We start from the raw sequence: 21,565 nt of genomic DNA on the forward strand, positions 1-21,565 counted from the left end.
CAAGGAAAAGTCGAAAGGCCGCGGAGTCAGGCCGCGTATCGCTCGGCGGCGTCTGCGCTCGGTTGGCCGTCTGGCACCGGGACAGGAGCCGACGGGTCGTTGGGCACCAGTCGCAGATGACGGCGCCGCTTGTGTGCCCGTTCGGCGTCGATCTCGGCCTGCCACTGCGACAGCCGCCGCCCGCCCATGCGCTTGAGGAACTGCGGGATGCGGTTCGCGGGCACCCCGACCAATCGCGGGCCGAGCACGGCGAGCAGATCCGACGCTTCCTGCGACGACCACCCGGCCTCGGTGATGGCGTCCTCATCGGGAAACACATCGGCGACCCGATCACGGTCGGGGTCGATCAACGAATCCTCGCGACCGCCGTAGCTGTAGACCCACAGGAAGTTCCCGGGCGGGTCCGGTTCGATCAGCCGCTTTAACCGCCGAACTTCCTTGGTATAGGCATAAAACGTCACCTGCGGGCAGGCGCGCATCACGCGACACCACGCCAAAGTGTAGGCATCGCTGAAAAAATCCCCTGCGTCATGCACCCTGACAAATTTCCCGACCAGGCGCGGCGCCGACAGTTCACGGATCATGGCGGCTTCCCAGCCAGGCAAGTCGTCCAGGACGTAGGCGAGATTGGCGGTATGCTTGGCTTTGACCGCAGGGAAGAGATAAGTTCCGTTGCGCGCGTAACAGATCCGAGTGCACGCGCTCGCCGCCGGGCAGGTCACCTGCGTTCGCCCATCAGGCAGCCGGGCGGCCAGCGCGGGCAGAGTCCAGTTCCAGACACCGATTGCGCGCATCTCCCGGTTCTGCGTCAGCAACCGGGCCGGCCGCACCGGAACCGTGGTCATGCTGGCGGAAGAAGACATACGACACCTCGCAAAGGAAAGTCAGGCGAGTACAAGAAACGAGCAGAAACGGTTGCGGTTGAATAGATCCGCAGCCGCGGGGTGGGCTATGCGGCGCTGCCGAGGTCGACGTGGCCGTCAGCGTCCGCGTCGAGAGCCAGCTCAGTGTCGTAAACACCGAGGTCCACAAACGAACCGTCGTCCGTACCAGATTCGTGTTCCGCGTACTGCGCCAACTCGGCCGGATCAGTTGTGATGAGAGCGTTTTCCTGCGGAGACGCCAGCGACTGGAACGCGACTCTCTGTGTCCCGGTCGAGAGCAGACCTTGTCCCTTGTCCGCGGAAATCAGGAACTGCTTCTCGCCTTCGGACAGGTTGAAGGTTGCCACGATCTCGTCGATCGCTTGCGGCGCTTGGCGTAGGAGGATCTGCGTAGCCGCGTTCGCGATGATCGCCTTACCCAGCTCGGTGCCGAGGACGTCGCCGACATCTTGGGTCGCGATCGTCAAGCCCGCCCAGTGTTTCCGGGCTGCTTTGGCCATGCGGTGCAGAAAACGCGCCCCGGCAGGGTCCTGCATGAGCAGCCATGCCTCGTCGACCGTGATCAGCCTCGGGCGCCGGATGGCCGGGTTGGACACTCGCCGCCACACCGTGTCCAGCGTGAGCAGCGTGCCGATCGGCCGGAGTTCGTCGGGCAGGTCACGCAGGCTGAACACGGTCAGGTGGCCCTCGGCCCTAGTCGTGGTCGGTCCGGAGAACAAGGCGGAGAACGCGCCCTCGACGAATGGGTGCAGCCGGGCGCCCAGGTCCGCCGCGACCGGGTCCGCGGTGCCGGCGAGGATTGCGGCGAGATCAGCGAGCAGTGGCGCCTGCCGGCCCCAGGTCCGCGGGTCGCTGGTGATCCCGGCCTGCTGGTAGGTGGCCATGATCGCCCGGTCGAGCACGGCGCGTTGCTGTGCGGACAGCTCGGTGCCGAGCAGCACTCCGATGACGGTGTGCAGGAACAGCGCCCGGCGCGTCAGGGCGTCCTTGGGTGCGGTGCGACGCCCGTCCGGCCTGATGGCGATCGGTAGGTCGAACGGGTTGATGCGGACACCCGGGTCGCCGAGGTGGATGTAGGTGCCGCCGATGGCCTCGCAGAGCCGCCGGTACTCGTCCTCGGGGTCGATGATGGACACCTCGACCCCGCGATAGAGGCTGCGCAGGGTTTCCAGCTTTACCAGGTAGGACTTGCCCGCGCCGGAGCGCCCGAGGGCCACCGCGTTGTAGTTGTCGGCGGAAAAGCGGTCCCAGTGCACCAAACCCTGGCTACCGACATTGAACCCGTACAGCACACCGGCCGGTGCGGCGACACTGGTCGGGTCGGCGGGCGGAAGGTCTGGTGAGGTGAAGGGGAACGCGGCGGCCAGAGCGCTGGTGTCGAAGGTGCGGCGCATGCCGATGAGATCCAGCGCCAGCGGCAAGGTGGACACCCAGCCCTGCAACGACCGGTAGGTGGTCGGCTGGGCGTTCATCAGCAACGACGCCGCGAGCGCCCGCACCGCGGCCACCTGTTCGGTGAGATCCGCTTCGCTGGTGGCGTGCACGGTCAGATACAGGCCGAGCCGGTAGAGCTTGCCTTCGCCGCGGGCGACGCGGGCCGAGAGGTCGTAGGCGTCCTCGGTGGCGGCCTCGACCATCGGGTCAAGCAACCGTCCCTTGTCCGAGGTGTGGCGCCGCCCTGACTCCAATTTGGACAGCTGGCGCTTGAGCCGGTTGGCGGCGGTGACGGGATCGATCGGTTCGATGTGCAGCGACACATCGACACGGCCGGGATAGGACAGCAGCGGCTGTAGCCATCCTGCGTGGACTTCGCGGGGATAGCCGGTGATCGCGAAGGACGAGACCCATTCGCCACCGATCTCCAGGTGCCGGGGCGCGACCGACAGCGAGTCCGGGGTGAACGCACTGGCCCTGCCCGCTGGTGTTTTCGCGTGCTGCGTCTGGCGGCCTCGAGTACGGCCGAGTTTCCTGCTCATAGGTCGCCGCCCTCCCATTCATCCAGGGCTGTTGACTCCGGCGACACGCTGTCGCGCTCGCCCCGGCTGGCCGTGCTTCGGTGATGGACTGGCGGCTCGTCGTAGGGGGCGGTGGCAGCGGTGGTGATCACGTCGTCCGCGCCGGCCAGCCCCGTCGAGGGCGGGATCAGGCTGTCGGGGTTGCACGCTGTGGCGAGTACGGCGGTGGCCTGGCCTGCGTCCAGCGGCGTAACCGTGATCCCCGCGGGGGCGAGCAGTTCGGTCGCTTCGCCCAGCCGCCGCACGAGCCGGGTTTCCGCCGAGCGCCGCGCGGTGTCGGTGACCTCGTCGTCCCGGCTGCGGGCGCGCCGAGCCCGCAGCGCGGCAAACGGTGACGCGCCGCCGAGTCCGTCGGTCGGCCCGATGGCGCGGACCGGCTCGCGGAGCACCAGCAGAACCTGGCGGCGCAACAAATCCGTGGAGCGGCGCAACTGGTCGAGATAGGTCGCGTGCTCCCGCGCTGCCGTTTCGAGCATCGGATGCGGCAGACCGGGCGCGGCTTCTCGCAGGTCGTTGATCTGCCTGCTCAGGTCCAGCCGTTCGGCTCGGATGAGCACTTGCACCGGCGCGGAGATCGAGTGCAGATATCGGCCGAAGGACGCGACCAGCGCTTCCTGCTCGCCCGGGGTGCGGAGCGCGAAATTCACCGTGCTGGCCACCGCGGCCATGGCGACCCCGTCTGTGCCGAGGTCGACGACTCCGGCCTCGGTGACTCCTTCCGCGGGCAGCCTCAGCGCCGCCGGAGATATCTCCGACTCGCCCGCCGCACCGCCGGCATCGGTCGCGGTGATGCGGCTGGTCAGCCACTCCGGCGCGGCCTGCACGCCTTCGGGCGCGGCGACCCGGTGGCGGGGTTGCAGCCGCTGCCGGATGGCTGCGAGCAGGAGCCGGTCCAGGCTCATGCCGTCGCGCTGGCCCAACGCCAGCACCGCCGCAGTGACCCCGATCGGGATCGCGACGATCAGGAAGATCGGTAGCGGTACTGCATTGCGGGCTAGGGTCCAGGCGCCGTAGAGCACGATCCCGGTCACCGCGAGGATCGCCAGCTGCCGGGCGGTGAGATTGGCCAGAACGCGATCTTCGCGATCGACATCAGACGGTATGCGCACGGGCTGGGTCATGACTTTTCACCTCGACGGGGCGGGGAGTTCGGTGGCGCCGGTGGCGGGGTCGGCGCCCGGAACGCGAGCGGCGGTACGGACGGGGTGCGCGGGCGGGCGTCCCCGATGCGCGGTTCCGGGCGCGCGGCCCGGAACACCGGTGCTGCGGGTGGCGCGGGCGCTGGCGTGACCGGTCGGGACACGTGCCTGGGTTCCGGAGTCGGCGGCTGGAACCGCAAGTGCGGCGGAACCGCGGCCACCGCGACCGGTCGAGCCGGGGACGCGGTATCACCGGCGCGGCGTGGCTCATCGGGAGCTTGGAACCGGGGCGCCGTCGCGGCCTGCCTGCGGCGGGGCCCGGCCGGCGGGACCGGAGTAGCGGGCTTGGATGCGGAACTGAATTCGGGCATGACGGGTCCTTGGGTGGCCGGGGTGACGGCCGGGTCGTGGGTGGTCTCCTGCGGACCGGGCTGCAGAAACTCCGGTCGCTGCGAGGGCGAGCGCGGCTGCTGGGCAGCGCGGGCGCGGTCGGCGTCGTAGGCCGCCTGCAACCGCTTGTTGACCGCCTCCGTCGTCGGCGCGATCCGCGGCTGAGCGGGCCACGGTGGATCGGCAGCAGCACCGCCGCGGCCCTTACTGCCTCTTCCGCCACCGGCGACCGCTCCGACCTTGCCGAACCCACCGGACTTGCCGGCGACCATCCCGAACGTTTTCGCCGCGATGTATGCCTTCGCCAGCCCGCCGAGGAAGGAGCGGCCGGTGCCGAGTTTGGTGGCGGAGAGGAACCAGAACGGGATCTTGAACAGGATGTAGAGGAGCCCGAGGACGGCGAAGAGCATCATCAGCCCGCCACCGATCGAGCTGAACAGCTTCGTGCTGCCGTTGAGGAAGGTGTTGATCGCGACGAGCAGTGTGAGCGATTGCGCGACCTCAGTGCCGAGCGTGGCGGCGAGCGCGCGCCAGCCCCAGCGGGCGATGCCGTCGGTGTGGGGAAGGGCGTGGCAGGCGACCCACATTGGGGCGGAGACGGTCAGGAGCAGCGTGAGGATCACCCGCACCACGTAGACCAGCAGGAGCGCGATCACCGCGATGACCAGGACGACCTGCAGCAGGATCACAAACAACCCGCCGGATGCCATCGCCGAGTAGGCGCCGCCGATCGACTTGGTCAAGTTGTCGCCGAGTTGTGGCGGATCGGCTCCGTCGGTGAGGACCGCGGTGGACAGTGCGTTGGCGAGCCGGATTGCCTTGTCGATGAGGAACAGCGACAGCATCGAGGCGAAGAAGGAGACGATGAGCCGGGGCGCGATCTCCTTGATCGAGTAGCGGTTCTGGACCGACTCGTGCGACATCACGATGATCCCGCCGATCATGATCAGCCCGCTGTAGCAGGCCAGCACGATCAGCCAGGAGTTGTTCCACAGGTTCGTCACTCCGGGCAGCGAGTCCAGTGTCGGCGTCGTGAACGCGGTGTCGCCCAGCAGGTTCAGAAGCGGGTCGAGGGCGGACTTGACCAGCTCGCGGAACACCGCGTTGATGGCTTTGTTGATGCAGCCTTCGATGCTGGTGATCCCGCAGTCCGGGTCGTCACCGTCCACTCCCGGACCGGGCTGTTCCGGAGCTGTGGCGGGCGGGGGAGTATCGGGTTGCGGGATGCAGCCTTCGCCGGTGCACGGCGTGCTGGTGTTCGTCTGCGGTGCAGTGCTTGGGCCGCTGGGTGCGCACCCGATCTGGCCGGGGAAACAACTGGCCGGTGGCGGTAGTTCAGTGATTGGCGGCAATGGGGTCGTCGGCGACGGCGGACGCGGCGACCCGGTCGGGAAGTGACACGTCGGGTCCGGTGAATCCGGTGCGCACGTGTTTCCCGGCGGGTTGGTCGGCAGGGGCAAGGGCGGTGGTTGCTGCCCGACGGCGACCGCGGCTTGCTGCGCGTCGCGTGGCGCGAGCCTCTCGGGCGAAGCCCACGCACCGACCGTCAGCAGACAGCCGAGCACCACGGCCACACCGAGAGGCAGCAGCTGCACCAACCGACGCCGGCGACTGCGCGCGTGACCTTCCGGGATGGGTGGGGTGAGCAGGACCCGCTCCCGGGTCGCTGAGCGCACGCCAGGCTCGTCGCGATCGCGGGGACGTCGGGTCGTGGCCATGACCTCAGGCCCCGACAATCCCGCGCAGGATCTCCACGGCGAGCGGCGCCAGTGCCGCCAATCCGTAGCCCCATGCTGCGTTCCTGAAGCACCCCTTCGCCTTCTCCGTTTCGCCGGGGTTGCCTCCGGCCAGGAGGTACCGGACCCCGCCGACGGTCAGGAACACCGTCGCCAGGCCGGCCAGGATCCCGACCAGCCAGTCGCGGATGTTGGTGAAGACCTGATCGACACTGGCCGCGAGCGCGAGAACCTGCGTTGATGACTGCGCCGCATCCGCGGTGAGCGCACTGAGTACGACCGCGCCGAGGACCACCACGGCGACAGACCGGGACATCATGCGGCGCGCGGACGGCGGTTGAGAGGTCCAATGACCTGGCCCTGCGCCACCCGTGCGTGCCACCGGCTGCGAGCAGTTGGCGACCCCCGCGCGGGGCTGTGTCTGATCGGGTGCGTTCGCCGCGCGTGGGCGCGACGGCACGGTGGTCTGCTGGGTCTGGGGATGGAGTGTCAGGCGCATCGGCGCACCTCCGAAGTCGGCTCGTGCTCGGCGGTCCGCGGAGAGTTGGGTGGGGTCTCCCCGCGTCCCAAGAGGCCGGATTTCGGGTCGTTTTTGGACACCAAGCGTGAGGATTTCTTCGAACCGGCCGGTCGCCCGTTGCGATGACGGCCGCTTACCGCCCGTGACACGGCGCCCTCGGCGTCGGTGTGCGGGTTGTTCTCGCCGAGGGCGAGTGAGGACAGTGCGGCCTCGGCGACGGGGTCCTCGGAGTCTGGGTTCTCGGTGCGGTCGGCCAGCCACGACACGAGTCGGTGTTCGGCTCGCTGACGGACTTTGTAGGTCGCCCAGAACTCGCTCTGGTGCTCCGCTCCCCAGGCGGTCAGGGACACCTCGCCCAGCCGGGTCGCCGAGATCAGATCCGCCTCGGTCGGGGTCAGGACTCCCTCGCTGACCGCGCGGGCGAGCACCAGGTCGGGGTGCCCGTACGGCGGCCGGGGAGCAGTGGAGTGATAGTCCGTGTCCACGGGCGGTGGCGCGTCGAGGGACTCCTCCAGTGCCGCCTGCCCGGCGCGGCGCGCGGCGAAGTGCAGCCGGACGACGATGCCGGGATCGGTCAGGTCCACGGTGGCCAGCGCATGAACGAACCCGGTAAGTACGGCCGCGTGAGCATCGGCCCGATCGCCCCGGTACCGCGCGCCCAGCCACCGTGCGCTGGCGGCCAGCGAGGGCAGTGCCATGCCCACGCACGCGACCGTCCAGGCGCCTCCATGAGCACGCGAGCGCAACACCAGATGCGCCCACACATCGTCCCGGGTGCGCGGCGGGCACTGCTTGCTCATCACCCGGTCCCGCAACTCGTCCAGCGGCACCGGCCGCCGCGGCAACCCCGCGAACTTGGAGCCGTGCACGGCCAACGGTTTCGGCCCGGTCACCAGCCAGCCGAAGGCATCGCGCGCAGTGTCCAAAGGCAGCCAGTCGTGCCCTTCGTGATCGTGGCGAATCGCGCCGGACACGCTCTCATCGTCAGCCATTTCCTTGCTCCTGTTCGAGTCGCTTGCATCGACCACGTCAGGACGCCAGAACGGCAACAAGAAAAGGACAAGAAAAGAACAAGGATGATCTTCTTAGTAGCTGAGGTTCGCTACTAAAACAGGCTCCTGGAAGGATTCAGAGCAGGTGGTGCGAGCTGGGCTCCACTGGTCGCTCGAGATCGGCCTTAGTGGCCGTTGAACTGTGCTTTTAAGTGCTTCATAGTAGCGCCAAGCTCGACGATCGCGGCGCGATCTAGTCGCGGCGGCGGCCCGGGGTCACGGCATCCAAAAATTCTGTCGAGTCCGTCGCCTGTGACGGAGTTTCGAGTGGAAACTCGCGCCTTTCTTGTCTCGTTGCCTCGCAGGAGCAGGCGACCTTTCGCGTGGAAGGCGTGGCTCAATTTGGTGAGTTTTGGGGCGTGCTGAGAATTTGTCGAAGAATTTGGATTCTTGGGTGTCCAAAATCGGCCCCGAAACCGGCCTCTTGGGGTGACTTGGCAGACCACGCCACCACACCGCGAGGAAGGCCACCGATGACGTCAACGCCTCACCACGAGCCCGGCCGCCGTCCCCACCAGAGGCCGCATCACCGGATGCCTGCCCTGGCGCGCATCGGTCAGGGCCGGTGCCGCGCGCCCTCCCGGACAACCATCGCCGGACGGATCCGCTCGGCGCGCCCGAGCACTCTGTGGCCTTTCGCCGATGCCGAGGCGCTGCCCGGTACCGCGCTGCTCGCCGGCTGGCTCGGCCGCGCAATCGTCACCCTCGTCAGGACCTACACCCGTCCCGGCGACCGTGTCCTTCTCCTCACCCCACCGGCGTCCCCGCACCCGTCGCCGCGCACGCCCGGCCGAACCGGCGACGGCGACCTGTACGCCGGACTCGCCGAAGCGGTCTGGACCGTCGCCCGCCTCGGCCGCGGCGCCGATACCGCGACCGCGGCACCCGCGCCGGACTACCCGAGTGACCACACCGACCCGTTCCGGCACACCGACGCTGGGTCGGGGTCGCGACCCCGACCCAGTCGGCTCGGCCCGCGTCCGATGGCGGACCCGAACACCGACTCCGCACCCGTTCGTCACCGCACCGGAGACGGACCCCGTGGCGAGTTCGATCTGATCATCACCGCGCTTGACCCGCACGCCACCGACTGGCTCGGTCACACCGACTGGAACACCCTGCTCACCCCACGCGGTCTCACAGCAGTAGTCACGCACAGTGACTTGGTCAGCGGGCGGCTGCTTGACCCGTACCCCGTCTTGGTGAACACATTGGGTCAGCATGGTTTGCGGTGTCTCGACCACATCGCCGTGCTCACCGCGCCGACACCGGACCCGACAGCCAGCCCCGCTGCTGCCGAGCGGACCGCAATCCCGACGGCCTCGCGTAGTCGGTCGCCGCAGGCAGACGGCTCCGGGGTGCTGCCGCTGCGCCGGGTGCACCACGACCTCGTTCTGTTCCGGCGGCCGCCTCTCGCCGCCCCGGAGGGCGACGTCGCCGACAGGACGGAGACCTCGGATGTCTGAGCGCACTGACAACCGGTTTCCGCGGCCGGTGGGGCAGCGGCCGGAGGGGCCGGTTCTGGGCTCGGTGTGGCCGACCGGGACGACCAGCGTGGCGGCCCAGCTGGACGAGGGCGGCTACCACGACGCGACCGGCACGGACCCGGCACTGATGGCTCCGGCGATCGCCTGTCACGCCATCGCGGCCTTCACTCGGCCCGGTGGTGTGGTGCTCGATTCGGACTGCGGTGCGGGGACGGCCATCGTCGAAGCGCTGCGCTCCGGGCGGCACGCGATCGGGTTGACCGGGCAGCGCCGATGGTGGCGGCTGGCGCGGGCGAACGTGACTGCCACGAAGGCGCGCGGCGTGTTCGTCGACGGCATGGTCCTCGTGCTCGACCGGCGCCCCGGCACAGCCGTGGCCGCGGCGACAGCGGGGCTGGCCGGGCGCGTTGATCTCTTGCTGACCACGTTGCGCCCTGTCGGCTCGAACGGCGATGTCGATGGTGCGCTGGATCGGCTGCGCAGCCTGCTGTCGCAGTACCGGCCGCTGGTGCGTCCCGGCGGGCACGTGGTCATCACCTGTGCCCCGCAGCGCCATCCCCTCCGGCATGACCTGCTCGACGTTCCCAGCCGGATCGCCGAGATCGGCAGCGCCGCCGGGCTGGCACCGATCGCGCGCTGTCTCGCTCTCACCGCCGCCGTGCGGCGACGGCGTGCGTACACCGACGCGACCCTCGCTCAGCGGCGTGCTGCCGGTCGAGCGGAAAGGGCTCTCGGACATCCGGTCGCGCTGCCTGCGCACCACACCGTGCTGGTGTTCCGGGCCGACCCCGAGGCCAGTGATCCGGCTTTGACCCAGCTCATCCCGGCGCTGCCTGTGCATCCGCGACCGCATTGGAGCGCTCGCGAAACACGGCTGGCATCGGCCGCCGCCTGAGCACACATTCACTCACTCGTCAGACGCACCGCCCGCGATTGCGGCGACGCGAGCCGCGATGCACAAGCCCGCCAGCCAGCGTCCGCTGCGTGTCGACCTCCACCCACTCGCTGCAAGGAGAGGACCGTCATGACCACCACCCCTGAGCGGAGCGACCGCCCGCGCCGGACCTCACGCCGAGACGATCCCGCGCTGTACCCCTTCCTGAAGAACCGTGCGAGGGAACCGGAAGCGCCGGGCCTGTGGCGGCGGATGCGTGAAGGCCTGGCCGATTTCCTGACGGCCCCGTATGAAGACGACGACTGGCACATGAACGGCTATCTGGCCGTCCGCGGGTACCAGCGTGAGCTGGCTCGACGGTCGCGTTCCGCGCTTCGGCAGCGCACCCGCGGCGGCTGGTGGCTGGGACCCGCGCCGTACGGCTACACCCTGGAACACCACTGGGTCGAAGCCGAAACCGGCCGCGGCGGCTGGCGGCACCGGCTGATCGTCGATGAGCTGCGCGCCCCGGTCGTGGCGCTCATCTTCGCCTGGTACCTGCACGACAAACTCAGCGAAAGCGACATGAGCCGGCTTCTGACCGACCAGGAGCATCCCCGGCCAGCCGATCCGGTCTCTGGCCGGCCGCGGCCATGGAGTCCTGGGGCTGTGCGCACCATCCTGAACAACCCCGTCTACCTCGGGTACGTCGTGCGGGGCCGCACGCTGCGTGGAGTGGATCAGCCGCCGGAACGCTGGACCTGGTCGCAACAGCGACGGCACCAGGTCCTGGTCGAGCCGGCCGTGTACTGGGCGGTCTACAACAGCCGGTTCCGGTGGGGGCCAGTGCAACCGGAAACCGACGACGGCAGGGAGGCCGCATGAGCCGGCAACCGGCCGGGCGCCGGGCCGGTACGAGCACGACACGCCCCAGCGATCGCAGGGAGTATCGGATCCTTGACCGTGAACTGGTGATCGGCTCGTTGTGTACTGGCTACGGTGGTCTCGACCTCGGTGTCATCGCCGCGTTCGGGCGAGCCCGCACCGCGTGGGTGGCCGATCCGGACCGGCACGTCAGCGCGATTCTCGCTGCCCGGATGCCGGGCGTGCGCAACCTCGGCGACATCACCACCACCGACTGGACAGAGGTCGAGCCGGTCGACGTCATCGTCGTCGGCTTTCCCTGCCAGGACATCAGTTCAGCCGGCCGTGGTGCCGGCATCAGGAAGGGGACACGCAGTGGACTCTGGCACCAGGTCGTCGCAGCCGTTCGCCATCTACGACCGGCGCTCCTCGTCGTGGAAAATGTGGCCGCGCTCCGCTGGCGCAAGGGCGGCCTCGACGTCGTACTCGGCGACCTGGCCGAAATCGGGTATGACGCGTGTTGGACGAGCGTTCGTGCGTCCGACATCGGAGCACCGCATCGACGCGACAGGGTCTTTCTCGTCGCTTACCCTGCCGGAAGCACCTTCACCACGGGGGTTGCCGACCCCGACCGTCGGGGACGCCCGTTCATCAGCGAGCAAGACGGTCATGCGGACGATGAAGCCGGCGCAGCAGGCCAACACGACGCTGACCGATGCCGTCCGGCTGCTACCGACTCCACAAGCGAGCGACGACAGCCGGGCCGGTTGCTCACCGGAATCCCGCAGGGCGGGCGGGCATCAGGTGACCTTGCCCGATGCGGTGACGACGTTCCTGCCGACTCCGACGAACAGCAATCCCAACGACGGAGAGGACCCTGTCGGCTGGTTGCGTCGGCAGGCGCGACACCGGAACAGGAAGATCAACGGCAACGGCATGGGCATGCCGCTGTCAATCGCGGTGAGGCTGCTGCCGACCACGCGAGCCGGCCATACCGGTCGCGATCAGGAAGTGGTGCCGCTGTTCCCGACTCCACGCACGCCGGATGGAACGGAGGGAAGCCCCAGCCAGCGCGGGTCGAAAGACGATTTGACCTTGTCGTCGGCGGTCGTACACCTCTTGCCGACACCACGTGCGGGCGGCAACCGCAACAGCCGGACCGCGGTGGCGGTGTACAGATCGGGCCCCGGGCTGGAACAGGCTGTCGAGATCGCTCTGGGGATCCTGCCGACCGAACTCGAGACCTGGAGCGAAGCGCCGTCAGCGTGGCGCCACAGGTCGACTGGGGAATCTACGGGCCGGCCATCCGACGTTGGGAAGCCATCCGCGGACTAGCCGCCCCACATCCCACCGAGCCCAACAAGAACGGCCGCGCCCGGCTGTCCCCGGCGTTCGTCGAATGGATGATGGGCCTCGATGCCGGTTGGGTCACCGACCTCGACCTACCGCGCACCGCGCAACTACGGGCACTGGGCAACGGAGTCGTTCCTCAACAAGCTGCCTACGCACTAAGCCTGATCCTGGCGGATCTGGTTGCCATTCACGCGGCGGACGCCTTCCAAGAAGCTCCCAGTCGTGCAGCGTGAGGACACGAATGCTTGCCACGCAGGCCTTCAAGGCGACTGTCTGAGGTTGGGTCGATCCTGCAGTCCCGGCATGGGAGCTCCCATATTCGTGAATCGACGCTACCGTGCTTGAAAGGACACCAGGTATGGCAGGCGAAGCCGAGCGGCGTGATGACGCCACTGGATGCCTGACTCCCAGCGAGCCACCGGAGCTGAAGGTTCTGGTGCCTGTCGAACCGCCGGTGCTCACTCCTGCCGCGGCATCGGCGTTGCTGCAGCTCTTACGACGGAATGAGCAGCGGACAGCGGAGTTCGATCTTACCGCCCGCGATACCCGGACTGACGTCTGTGAGTCCAGGAGGGAAGCTGCATGACTGGTCGTTTCGCGTTCTACGGGCGGGTGTCAACCGAGGATCAGCAGGATCCCGAGGCGTCGCGGAACTGGCAGCTTGCTCGTGCTCGCGCGTTGATCGAGCGGCATGGCGACGTTGTGACCGCGTTCTTCGATATCGGCCAGTCGCGGTCGATCCCGTGGAAACGTCGCCCGCAGGCGTCCCTTCTGCTTGATGCTCTGAAGGACAGGGGACGGGGATTTGACGGGGTCGTGATCGGAGAGCCGCAGCGGGCGTTCTATGGCAATCAGTACGGGCTGACTTTCCCGGTGTTCATGCACTACGGCGTGCAGTTATGGGTGCCGGAAGTCGGCGGTCCGATCGATCCCGAGTCCGAGGCACACGATCTGGTGATGTCGGTCTTCGGTGGAATGAGCAAGGGGGAGCGGACGAGGATCAAGGTCCGGGTACGGACCGCGATGGCCGCGCAAGCTCAGGTCGAGGGACGCTATCTGGGCGGGAGGCCTCCCTATGGGTACCAACTTGTCGATGTCGGTCCGCACCCCAACCCGGCCAAAGCCGCGGACGGAAAACGACTGCGGCGACTGGAGGCGGACCCAACGACCGGACCGACAGTGCAGCGGATTTTCCAGGAGTACCTGTCGGGGATCGGAGTGTTCGCGATCGCTCAACGACTGACTGATGACGGTATCGCCTGTCCGTCGTTGTACGACCGTGTGCGTAATCCGCACCGCTCGGGTGTGGCGTGGTCGAAGAGTGCGGTGCGAGGGATCCTGGGAAATCCGCGATACACCGGGCACGAAGTGTGGAACAAGCAACGCAAGCAGGAGTCATTGATCGATGTCGAGGACGTCGCTCTGGGGCACGAGACCAAGATGGCGTGGAACCCCAAAGACCAGTGGATCTTGTCCGACCAGCCGGTCCACGACTCGCTGGTGAGCGGTGAAGTGTTCGAGCAGGTGCAGTTGCGCCTGGCCGCGCGCGGGCCGCGCTCGACTGGACGAGTGACGGCGCGTCGCCAGCACGGGTACGCCTTGAAGGGATTGTTGTTTCATGAAGCGTGTGGGCGGCGCATGCAAGGCAACTGGAACCACAACATGGCCCACTACCGGTGCCGGTTCCCGAACGAGTACGCCATCGCGAACAAGATCGATCACCCGCTGACGGTGTACGTGCGGGAGAACGCCATTCTCGACCAGTTGGACAGTTGGCTGGCTGAGGTGTTCGGCCCCGAGCGAGTGGAACAGTCACTGACCATGTTGGAGGCTGCCCAGCCTGATATCGAACCCGCGCACGCGGAGGTCCGTCGCGCGCTTCTCGAGTGTGACCGGAAGTTGGCGCGTCACCGAGCGGCGTTGGAGGCGGGAGCCGATCCAGCACTGGTGGCCGCGTGGAGCGGCGAGGTTCAACGTGAGCAGGCGGCGTTGAAAGCGCGGCTCGCGGCTGACGGTGGATCCGTCCGGAGCCGTCGGATGAGCCGCGAGGAGATCCAGGTACTGGTCGAGGCGCTCGGTGGCCTGCTGGCCGCCCTGCGAGAAGCAGACCCAGCGGACAAGCTCGAGGTCTATCGACAACTGGGAGTCAAGTTGACCTATGATCATGAAAAACGGGTGGTTACGGCTGAAACTCAGCCGAAACCACCCGTGTGCGCAGTGAACGTGTCCGAGGGGGGACTTGAACCCCCACGTCCGTTAAGGACACTAGCACCTCAAGCTAGCGCGTCTGCCATTCCGCCACTCGGACTTGCTGATGTGAGAAGAGTATACGTCGCCCGGGAGGCCTTAATCAGGGGGGTACGTATCGTCACGAAGACTCACATTGAGATGATGTCCGGTTACCGTCTGATGGTGTTCAAGTCTGCGATCGAGTGTTCCTGCCGCGCAAAACCGCAGGCCAGATCGCTAAAGTCGAAGAGTGACGCTGAGTGACGCATGGTTACGGCACCTGACCCGGTACTGCGCGGGGTCGCTCAGCCGCGTCCTGTGGCGAGTCAGCGACGCTCCGTATCCGGATTCTCGGGCGTGCTCTGCGCGAGCTCGCGCAGAGCAGTGATGTCTCCGGTATGCCCTGCGGTCCCGCTCCCCACCGCCGGCGGACGGCGTTGTCCCGAGCTGACTGCGGCAACATCGACCAGCCCGCCGATGGATGCCTTCACTCCGGGCAGGCGAACGGCCTGCGCAAGCTGAAGCTGCTCGCCAGCCGTTCAGGCACGACGGCCTGGGGGCGGCCCCGATCCCGGCACACGTGAGCTCAGCTGGCCGAGCTCAACGATGTCGTGGCCGCCGCCGCGACGGTCCCGCACTCGACACGCCGATCTGCGGCTGTACGAGGTGACCGGCCTGGCCGCTGGGCGGTCGCACAAAAGGCCCCGGTTCACTCACCCCTCAGCGGACTCGCGCGTCGCAGCCAAGCGGTATCCGGCCTTGTCGAAGAGGTCGGGCGACCCGCCGCGGAAAGAAGTCTCCGATCAGGGCCGTCGCGGCGCTCGGCCGGTGTTTCTCAGACCGTCGGCCCGAGACCGACCCGCTCACGGAGCCAGCCGTACCAGTCGTCCATGCCCTCGCCGCCGGTCGCCGACATCTGGAGTACGCGAGACCTCGGGTTCACCTGCGTCAGCGCGGTGAGAAACATGTCGACGTCGAAGTCCACGTAGGGCAGTAGGTCGATTTTGTTGAGCAGGACCACGTCCGCCGTGCGGAACATATGCGGGTATTTCCCCGGTTTGTCCGCGCCCTCGGTTACCGACATGATCACCGTGCGGGTGCCTTCGCCGAGGTCGAAGAGCGCTGGGCAGACCAGGTTGCCGACGTTCTCGATGAATACCGTGGACCGGTTCGGTGGATCGAGCGTGCGCAGTGCCTTGGCCAGCATGTCCGCGTCCAGATGACAGCCCGCGCCGGTGTTGACCTGGATCACCCGGCATCCGGTCGCCCTGATCCGGTCGGCGTCGAACACGGTTTCCTGATCGCCTTCGATCACGGTCATCGGGAACTCGCGGCCCAGCTCGCGGATGGTGCGTTCGAGCAGCGTGGTCTTGCCGGATCCGGGTGAGCTCATCAGGTTCACGGCATGGATCGCCCGTTCGGCCAGCCAGCCGCGGTTGTTCTCGGCCAGCAGGTCATTCGCGGCGAGGATGTCCTGCTCCAGCAGCACGGTCCGCGTCGTTTCCGGATGCACGTGATCGTGTCCATGACCGTGCCCGCCGGCCTCCGGGTCGATCACCCGGGTTCCGGCCTCGTCCGAGCAACCGCAGGTCGCGCACATACGTTCTCCACCTCCACAGATTTGATCCTCAGTTCCCGCCCGGCGAGTACCCGCACGTCGGCGTCGCCGCAGCCGGGGCAGAGCAGTATCCGCGGGTCCTCGACGACGAACTCCAGAGTGCAGTCGCGGCAGACGGCGCGCCCCGGTGGTTCGACCACATCCAGGACCGCGTCCCGCAGGGGAGTGCCGGCCACGATCACCTCGAAGCAGAACCGCACCGAGTCCACCACCACCCCGGACAGGACCCCGATCTCCAGCGTGACGCGGCGGATCGGGGTGGCGCCCATCCGTTCGATGATCGTCTCGACCGCCGCCTGGGTGATGGACAGTTCGTGCACGCCCGCTCCCTTCGCCGGTCTTCAGCAGATTCGCGGCAGTGGATCCCCGACCAGGAGATCGCAGATCCGGGTCCCGCCGAAGGCGGTGTTCAGCAGCACCATGCCCGGCGGATCGGCCTCGATCCGGCCGATGATCGCGGCCTGCGAGCCGAGCGGGTGCGCGCGCATCGCGGCCAGCGCGGTCTCGGCCTGCGCGCCGTCGACGACCACCACGATCCGGCCCTCGCAGGCCACGTAGAGCGGATCGATGCCGAGCAGTTCCGACGCCCCGCGTACCTGAGCGCGGACGGGGATCCGCTGTTCGTCGATCACCACGGCCACATCCGCCGCCCTGGCCATTTCGTTGAGCACGGTCGCGACGCCACCTCGCGTCGCGTCGCGCATTGCCCGCACACCAGGGGTTTCCGCCAACAGCGCGGCGACGAGCCCGTGCACCGGCGCGGTGTCCGATCGAAGGTCCGCCTCGATGCCGAGTTCGCCACGGGCGAGCATCACGGTGATGCCGTGGTCGCCGATCGGGCCGGACACGATGACGGCGTCTCCGGGCCTGACCGTCGCGACCCCGAGCCTGTGCGGATGGTCGATCACGCCGACACCTGCCGTGTTGACGTAGCAGCCGTCGACCTTTCCGCGCTGCACCACCTTGGTATCGCCGGTCACGATGGCCACCCCGGCGGCGTCGGCGGCGGACCTCATCGACTCCACGATCTTCGTCAGATCGGCGACCGGGAATCCCTCCTCCAGGATGAAACCCGCCGTCAGGTACAGCGGTTCGGCGCCGGACACGGCGAGATCGTTGACCGTTCCGTTGACGGCGAGGTCTCCGATGTCGCCACCGGGGAAGAACAGCGGTGACACCACGAACGAGTCGGTGGTCAGCGCCAGCCGGGAGCCGTTGATCGTCAGCGCGGCCGCGTCTTCGAGCGGCTCCAGCAGAGGATTGCGAAACGCCTCGAGAAAGACGCCTTCGATCAGGGTTTGGGTGGCCTTGCCGCCGGATCCGTGGGCCAGCGTGATCCGGTCCTCGCGTACCTTGGCCCGGCGCCTGCGGGCCTTGTCGATCCGATCGAGCACCGCCTGTTCCCGGCCGGACGGCGTGCCGGTACCGGCGCTCATCGGATGGCGCCGTCGGCCGTGGCGATGCTCGCCTCCAGCACCCTGGTCCGGGTGAACCGCCCGAAGTTGTAGTACGCCGCGCAGGCTCCCTCGGGTGACACCATGCAGGTTCCGATCGGGGTCTCGGGGGTGCACGCGGTGCCGAAGACCTTGCATTCCCAGGGTTTCAGCACCCCTTTCAGTACCTCGCCGCATTGGCACGCCTTCGGGTCCGCGACCCGCACCCCCGGCACGTCGTACTTCACCTCGGCGTCGAACGGCGCGTATTTCTCGCGTAACCGCAGTGCCGAATGGGAGATGAAACCGAGTCCGCGCCATTCGAAGTACGGGCGCAGCTCCATGGTCTCGTTGATCACCCGCAACGCCTTGAGGTTGCCCTCCCACGGCACGACCCGCGAGTACTGGTTCTCCACTTCCGAGCGGCCTTCCTTGAGCTGCACCATCAGCATGTGGATCGACCGCAGGATGTCGAGCGGCTCGAATCCGGCCACCACGAGGGGCTTTCCGTAACTCCTCGCGATGAATTCGTACGGGCGGCAACCGATCACCGTCGAAACGTGCCCTGGTCCGATGAAGCCGTCGAGACGCAGGTCCGGAGAGTCGAGGATGGCCTTGATGGCGGGGATGATGGTGATGTGGTTGCAGAAGACCGAGAAGTTCTCGATGCCTTCTTCGGCCGCTCGCAGGATCGTCATCGCGGTCGACGGTGTGGTGGTCTCGAAGCCGATCGCCATGAACACGACCTGCCGGTCCGGGTTCTGCCTGGCGATCTTCAGCGAGTCGAGTGGCGAGTAGACCATCCGGATGTCGGTGTCCTCGGCGTTGGAGTCGAAGAAGTTCCCGTCGCCGCCGGGCACTCGCATCATGTCGCCGAACGAGGTCATGAGCACCTCGGGACGGCGGGCGATGTGGATCGCGTCGTCGATGCGGCCCATCGGGATGACACAGACCGGGCAGCCGGGACCGTGTACCAGGGTGATGGACTCGGGAAGGTAATCCTCAAGTCCGTGCTTGTAGATCGTGTGCGTATGGCCGCCGCACACCTCCATGAACTTGTACTCGCGACCGGGTTCGCACAGGCCGGCGATCTTCGCGGAGAGCACCTTGGCCTTCTCGGCGTCGCGGAACTCGTCGACGAAACGCATGCTTCTCAGCTCCTAAATGATCTGCGAATCGCGCAGAGCCGCGATCTCGTCGTCATAGGCCTTGCCGATGCTCTCGAGGAAGTCCATCGCCGCTTTCGCCTCGGCCTCGTCGATCTTGGACAGGGCGAAGCCGACATGGATCAGAACCCAGTCGCCTGGCTCGATGCCCTCTTCGGAGACCAGCGCGATGTTGATGGCCCGTTTGACGCCGCCCACGTCGACCTTCGCCAGATCAGGGCGGTCCGCGAGGATTTCGATCACTTCTCCGGGGATTCCAAGGCACATGACGGCACCCGATTCCTTCCGATCGCGGCGGTCCGGTCAGCTGACCGGCACTCGCCGATGAGGTCGGCGACGGCGCCCGCGGCCGTGTCCACCGCGGCCGCCACCGCGGGGCTGAGCTCCATGCGATGGTCGAGCACCGCCGGTTCGCAACCGACCAGCAGCACCCGGCCGGGATCCCCGCCGAGGAGGGCGACCAGGTTCAGCACGACATCGGGCTGCATCCCGTGCGCGTCGAGTGCCTCCGCCGTCGGCAGGGGCGGCCCGTCGGGGAGATCCAGTTCGACGACGTACACCGTGCCCGGGGCATCACCCCGGGTGGTGGCGTCCACCATCACCGTCAGGTCGTACTGCCCGGCGACCAGGTCGTAGGCCAGGTGCATACCCCGAACGCCGTAGTCCGCCACCCGCACCCGATCCGGCAAGACCTTCGTGGACATCCGGCGGACGACTTCGACCCCGAAACCGTCGTCGCCGAGGAAGACGTTGCCGATGCCGGCCACCAGTATCCGTGGAGTCATGGCGCCTCCGTGGCGATCGGCTCGATCTCGTCGACGCCGAAGTAGCGATACCGGCCGTGCTGGGCATAGAGCTCCGAGCCGAGATCGTCTTCGAGGGTGACCGCGACATGCCAGACGCCGTCGACGTCGAGCAGCACCGCCTGCACGACCGCGACCCGGCCGCTCAGGAACATGTCGTGCGCGTCGGCCCGCTTGGCGGGCCGCAGCCGTACGCGGCTGCCCTTGCCGATCGCGACCCCGGCGACGTTCACGGTGTCGGATTCCGGCGACAGCGACGCGTCAGCCTCGGGATCCCACCACGGCACGTCGGGCGGTTCCTCCGCGTCACCGGTGACGGAGCGCAGATAGCGGATCGTGCCGTGGAGCCGGTCAAGCAATTCCGGTGGCATGCTCTCGACCCGGTCGATCAGTTCGGCCGCCCGCGTGTCGGTGGCGCGTGCCTGCCGTTTCTCCTCGTCGGTGAGTGTCAGCGTGCGCAGGGTCAGGATCTCGTCGATCTCCAGGCCGTCGTACAGGGGACCTTGGCTCTCCTCGGCGATCTCCGGGTGGTCGTAGAGGATGATCGGCGAGCACAGGACGGTGTCGCACCGGCCGGGCTCTCCGAGCAGGACCGGCCAGGTGCGTTCGTTGACGCATTCGTCGGTGGCCACCGACGCCCATTCGGGCGGGTCGATCAGCGAGAGGAAAGCGCCACCCGGGATGGAGAGCAGCGTGTGCGTGGCGACCATCGAGTGAGCCAGTGCTTCGTCCCTGGTCGCTCCCGGCTCGTCCCAGACGGATTTGTTGTACACCCGCACCCGCAGTTTCACGCCGCCGAACGGCCCTGGCAAAGCCTCACCGCGGAGCCGCAGTTCGCCGCGCAGGCCGGCACGTCTGCGCACCAGCCGCACGTCGTCGCCACCGAGGACCGGCTCGACGTCCTCACCGCCTTCCACGTGGAACGGGACACAGGTTCCCCTGCTCAGGGCCGAGAAGGGGATCGCGGCCGCGATCTCACGTTCGACGGCCTCCTCCCACGTGGTGTACTCGGTTCCGTCGACGGTCAGCGACGGCACCGCCCTGCCGGCCGCCTCGACCACACGTTTCTGCACTTGGAGGAAGCGGAGCCGGACCTGGAGAACCCCGTCGTCCGGTGGCTCCGCGATCAGTTCCGCCTGCGACCAGTGATGTTCGCCGGTCCCCGCCGCCGCGTGGGCGGCGGGAGTGAGCACGCCCCATTGCCAGCGCACCTTGTTCTTCGCCGCCGACGCGCGATACGGGTACAACAGGTAGCCCTCGTAGAGCACGGCGTCGGCTACGGCCTTGGCCCGGGTCAGGGCGTCCGTCACGGTCTCACCCGCTCCGCGAGGTGTTCGACGACCAGTTCCCACAACGCGTGATAAAGCGTGGTCTGTGCCTCTTGGACGCGGTGCACCGACGGAGACGGGACCACGAACAGGTAGTCGATGCCGTCCAGTTCGGCCATCTTGCCACCGTCGTAGCCGGTGATCCCGATCGTGAGCAGACCTCGCCCGTTCGCCTCCTCCAAGCCACGCAGCAGGTTGGCGGAGTTACCGCTGGTGGACAGGCCGACCGCGATGTCGAACGGCTTCGCGAACGCGGCGATCTGCCGGGCGAACACCACGTCGAAGCCGATGTCGTTGCTCAGCGCGGTGATGACCGCGATGTCGTTGGTGAGGCCGAAGGCGGGCAGCGGGGGAGGGGCACCGGCCGGCCCGCTCGCCGGACTGAGGAAGAGGCTGGCCAAGTCCTGTGCGTCGGTCGAACTGCCGCCGTTGCCGAACGCCAGCAGGCGCCCGCCATCGGCGAATCGGCGTGCCATCGCGCCGGCGCACTCCAGCAGACGGCTCCCGTCGCGAGCGAACATCGACTCCCGTAGCGCGATGATCTCGCGCGCTTTGTCCACAGTGGACCGGCGGATCTGGTCGAGCACGGAGTCGGCATCGGAGGAATCCGAGTACAGGAAAGGGTAGAGCGACCGCATGTCCTCGGTGGGTGGCGGGGAGGCCGTATCGTCGGT

At 67.7% G+C, this 21,565-nt stretch carries 21 protein-coding genes, 1 tRNA gene and 1 pseudogene; 6 read left to right on the forward strand and 17 right to left on the reverse strand.

All coding sequences use genetic code 11. The features are described from left to right. Window positions 1–26: 26 nt before the first annotated feature. The 4 genes from AC0685_RS20405 to AC0685_RS20420 all read right to left on the reverse strand — a co-directional run bounded on the left by AC0685_RS20405 (window position 27) and on the right by AC0685_RS20420 (window position 5,597). Entirely contained in the window at window positions 27–863 is an 837-nt protein-coding gene (locus tag AC0685_RS20405; RefSeq protein ID WP_478226979.1) for a GP88 family protein, read from the reverse strand. 86 nt (window positions 864–949) lie between these two features. Continuing rightward, the gene (locus AC0685_RS20410) at window positions 950–2,860 is read right to left on the reverse strand and encodes a VirB4 family type IV secretion system protein (RefSeq protein WP_478226980.1); all 1,911 of its coding nucleotides are present in this window, start codon (window positions 2,858–2,860) and stop codon (window positions 950–952) included. Continuing rightward, complete coding sequence (locus tag AC0685_RS20415; RefSeq protein WP_478226981.1) at window positions 2,857–4,020, reverse strand: PrgI family protein; 1,164 nt, start codon at window positions 4,018–4,020, stop codon at window positions 2,857–2,859. The genes AC0685_RS20410 and AC0685_RS20415 overlap by 4 nt, the downstream gene beginning before the upstream one ends. Next, on the reverse strand, window positions 4,017–5,597 hold the full coding sequence (locus AC0685_RS20420; protein WP_478226982.1) for a TrbL/VirB6 family protein: 1,581 nt from the start codon (window positions 5,595–5,597) through the stop codon (window positions 4,017–4,019). The genes AC0685_RS20415 and AC0685_RS20420 overlap by 4 nt, the downstream gene beginning before the upstream one ends. Before the next feature lie 70 nt (window positions 5,598–5,667). Here AC0685_RS20420 and AC0685_RS20425 point away from each other — a divergent pair, with 70 nt between their 5' ends. Next, on the forward strand, window positions 5,668–5,826 hold the full coding sequence (locus AC0685_RS20425; RefSeq protein ID WP_478226983.1) for a hypothetical protein: 159 nt from the start codon (window positions 5,668–5,670) through the stop codon (window positions 5,824–5,826). 324 nt (window positions 5,827–6,150) lie between these two features. Here the strand turns inward: AC0685_RS20425 and AC0685_RS20430 are convergent, their stop codons facing one another. Both AC0685_RS20430 and AC0685_RS20435 read right to left on the reverse strand, forming a co-directional pair. Beyond that, window positions 6,151–6,483 (reverse strand): pilin, encoded by a 333-nt coding sequence (locus AC0685_RS20430; RefSeq protein ID WP_478226984.1) that lies wholly within the window; start codon window positions 6,481–6,483, stop codon window positions 6,151–6,153. A 170-nt stretch (window positions 6,484–6,653) separates the two neighbouring features. After that, complete coding sequence (locus tag AC0685_RS20435; protein ID WP_478226985.1) at window positions 6,654–7,676, reverse strand: hypothetical protein; 1,023 nt, start codon at window positions 7,674–7,676, stop codon at window positions 6,654–6,656. A 593-nt stretch (window positions 7,677–8,269) separates the two neighbouring features. On the opposite strand from AC0685_RS20435, the gene AC0685_RS20440 reads away from it, so the two are divergent. From AC0685_RS20440 to AC0685_RS20460, 5 genes and pseudogenes are all read left to right on the forward strand, one after another. After that, a complete protein-coding gene (locus tag AC0685_RS20440) occupies window positions 8,270–9,202 on the forward strand; it encodes a hypothetical protein (protein WP_478226986.1) in 933 nt (310 codons plus the stop codon). Further along, window positions 9,195–10,118 (forward strand): DNA methyltransferase, encoded by a 924-nt coding sequence (locus tag AC0685_RS20445; RefSeq protein ID WP_478226987.1) that lies wholly within the window; start codon window positions 9,195–9,197, stop codon window positions 10,116–10,118. The genes AC0685_RS20440 and AC0685_RS20445 overlap by 8 nt, the downstream gene beginning before the upstream one ends. Window positions 10,119–10,247: 129 nt before the next feature. Further along, a complete protein-coding gene (locus AC0685_RS20450; RefSeq protein ID WP_478226988.1) occupies window positions 10,248–10,982 on the forward strand; it encodes a recombinase family protein in 735 nt (244 codons plus the stop codon). Continuing rightward, window positions 10,979–12,547: a DNA cytosine methyltransferase gene (locus AC0685_RS20455; RefSeq protein ID WP_478226989.1), complete on the forward strand. Its 1,569-nt coding sequence runs from the start codon at window positions 10,979–10,981 to the stop codon at window positions 12,545–12,547. Before AC0685_RS20450 ends, AC0685_RS20455 begins: the two co-directional genes overlap by 4 nt. 349 nt (window positions 12,548–12,896) lie before the next feature. Next, window positions 12,897–13,799, forward strand: a pseudogene (locus AC0685_RS20460) (recombinase family protein); the annotation flags it as partial. On the opposite strand, the gene AC0685_RS20465 reads toward AC0685_RS20460, so the two are convergent. The 11 genes from AC0685_RS20465 to AC0685_RS20515 form a co-directional block, all read right to left on the reverse strand. Beyond that, on the reverse strand, window positions 13,710–14,036 hold the full coding sequence (locus tag AC0685_RS20465) for a hypothetical protein (RefSeq protein WP_478226990.1): 327 nt from the start codon (window positions 14,034–14,036) through the stop codon (window positions 13,710–13,712). The pseudogene AC0685_RS20460 and the gene AC0685_RS20465 sit on opposite strands and share 90 nt — an antisense overlap. 90 nt (window positions 14,037–14,126) lie before the next feature. Then, complete coding sequence (locus AC0685_RS20470; RefSeq protein ID WP_478226991.1) at window positions 14,127–14,480, reverse strand: hypothetical protein; 354 nt, start codon at window positions 14,478–14,480, stop codon at window positions 14,127–14,129. Between the two features lie 58 nt (window positions 14,481–14,538). After that, window positions 14,539–14,622 (reverse strand) — tRNA-Leu (locus tag AC0685_RS20475). 756 nt (window positions 14,623–15,378) lie between these two features. Continuing rightward, window positions 15,379–16,143: a hydrogenase nickel incorporation protein HypB gene (gene hypB, locus AC0685_RS20480; protein ID WP_478226992.1), complete on the reverse strand. Its 765-nt coding sequence runs from the start codon at window positions 16,141–16,143 to the stop codon at window positions 15,379–15,381. Then, on the reverse strand, window positions 16,098–16,481 hold the full coding sequence (locus tag AC0685_RS20485) for a hydrogenase maturation nickel metallochaperone HypA/HybF (protein ID WP_478226993.1): 384 nt from the start codon (window positions 16,479–16,481) through the stop codon (window positions 16,098–16,100). The genes hypB and AC0685_RS20485 overlap by 46 nt, the downstream gene beginning before the upstream one ends. Window positions 16,482–16,502: 21 nt before the next feature. After that, on the reverse strand, window positions 16,503–17,597 hold the full coding sequence (gene hypE, locus AC0685_RS20490) for a hydrogenase expression/formation protein HypE (RefSeq protein ID WP_478226994.1): 1,095 nt from the start codon (window positions 17,595–17,597) through the stop codon (window positions 16,503–16,505). Then, window positions 17,594–18,742 (reverse strand): hydrogenase formation protein HypD, encoded by a 1,149-nt coding sequence (gene hypD, locus AC0685_RS20495; RefSeq protein ID WP_478226995.1) that lies wholly within the window; start codon window positions 18,740–18,742, stop codon window positions 17,594–17,596. Before hypD ends, hypE begins: the two co-directional genes overlap by 4 nt. 12 nt (window positions 18,743–18,754) lie before the next feature. After that, window positions 18,755–19,027: a HypC/HybG/HupF family hydrogenase formation chaperone gene (locus tag AC0685_RS20500; RefSeq protein ID WP_478226996.1), complete on the reverse strand. Its 273-nt coding sequence runs from the start codon at window positions 19,025–19,027 to the stop codon at window positions 18,755–18,757. Beyond that, on the reverse strand, window positions 19,000–19,545 hold the full coding sequence (locus AC0685_RS20505; RefSeq protein WP_478226997.1) for a hydrogenase maturation protease: 546 nt from the start codon (window positions 19,543–19,545) through the stop codon (window positions 19,000–19,002). The genes AC0685_RS20500 and AC0685_RS20505 overlap by 28 nt, the downstream gene beginning before the upstream one ends. After that, window positions 19,542–20,873, reverse strand: a complete 1,332-nt coding sequence (locus AC0685_RS20510; RefSeq protein ID WP_478226998.1) for a hypothetical protein — start codon at window positions 20,871–20,873, stop codon at window positions 19,542–19,544. Before AC0685_RS20510 ends, AC0685_RS20505 begins: the two co-directional genes overlap by 4 nt. Further along, window positions 20,870–21,529 carry a D-sedoheptulose-7-phosphate isomerase gene (locus tag AC0685_RS20515; RefSeq protein WP_478226999.1) on the reverse strand — a complete coding sequence of 220 codons (660 nt, stop codon included), beginning with the start codon at window positions 21,527–21,529 and terminating at the stop codon, window positions 20,870–20,872. The genes AC0685_RS20510 and AC0685_RS20515 overlap by 4 nt, the downstream gene beginning before the upstream one ends. Window positions 21,530–21,565: the final 36 nt, after the last annotated feature.

Source organism: Amycolatopsis sp. NPDC043889, from assembly GCF_056435645.1.

Excerpts from the sequence above, each read along its gene's own strand:
- AC0685_RS20405 (WP_478226979.1), bottom strand. The coding sequence starts at position 863 with ATGTCTTCTTCCGCCAGCATGACCACGGTTCCGGTGCGGCCGGCCCGG.
- AC0685_RS20410 (WP_478226980.1), bottom strand. The coding sequence starts at position 2,860 with ATGAGCAGGAAACTCGGCCGTACTCGAGGCCGCCAGACGCAGCACGCG.
- AC0685_RS20445 (WP_478226987.1), top strand. The coding sequence starts at position 9,195 with ATGTCTGAGCGCACTGACAACCGGTTTCCGCGGCCGGTGGGGCAGCGG.
- AC0685_RS20430 (WP_478226984.1), bottom strand. The coding sequence starts at position 6,483 with ATGATGTCCCGGTCTGTCGCCGTGGTGGTCCTCGGCGCGGTCGTACTC.
- AC0685_RS20415 (WP_478226981.1), bottom strand. The coding sequence starts at position 4,020 with ATGACCCAGCCCGTGCGCATACCGTCTGATGTCGATCGCGAAGATCGC.
- AC0685_RS20450 (WP_478226988.1), top strand. The coding sequence starts at position 10,248 with ATGACCACCACCCCTGAGCGGAGCGACCGCCCGCGCCGGACCTCACGC.
- AC0685_RS20440 (WP_478226986.1), top strand. The coding sequence starts at position 8,270 with ATGCCTGCCCTGGCGCGCATCGGTCAGGGCCGGTGCCGCGCGCCCTCC.
- hypE (WP_478226994.1), bottom strand. The coding sequence starts at position 17,597 with ATGAGCGCCGGTACCGGCACGCCGTCCGGCCGGGAACAGGCGGTGCTC.
- hypB (WP_478226992.1), bottom strand. The coding sequence starts at position 16,143 with ATGTGCGCGACCTGCGGTTGCTCGGACGAGGCCGGAACCCGGGTGATC.
- AC0685_RS20515 (WP_478226999.1), bottom strand. The coding sequence starts at position 21,529 with ATGCGGTCGCTCTACCCTTTCCTGTACTCGGATTCCTCCGATGCCGAC.
- AC0685_RS20505 (WP_478226997.1), bottom strand. The coding sequence starts at position 19,545 with ATGACTCCACGGATACTGGTGGCCGGCATCGGCAACGTCTTCCTCGGC.
- AC0685_RS20500 (WP_478226996.1), bottom strand. The coding sequence starts at position 19,027 with ATGTGCCTTGGAATCCCCGGAGAAGTGATCGAAATCCTCGCGGACCGC.
- AC0685_RS20455 (WP_478226989.1), top strand. The coding sequence starts at position 10,979 with ATGAGCCGGCAACCGGCCGGGCGCCGGGCCGGTACGAGCACGACACGC.
- AC0685_RS20470 (WP_478226991.1), bottom strand. The coding sequence starts at position 14,480 with ATGATCATAGGTCAACTTGACTCCCAGTTGTCGATAGACCTCGAGCTT.
- AC0685_RS20435 (WP_478226985.1), bottom strand. The coding sequence starts at position 7,676 with ATGGCTGACGATGAGAGCGTGTCCGGCGCGATTCGCCACGATCACGAA.
- hypD (WP_478226995.1), bottom strand. The coding sequence starts at position 18,742 with ATGCGTTTCGTCGACGAGTTCCGCGACGCCGAGAAGGCCAAGGTGCTC.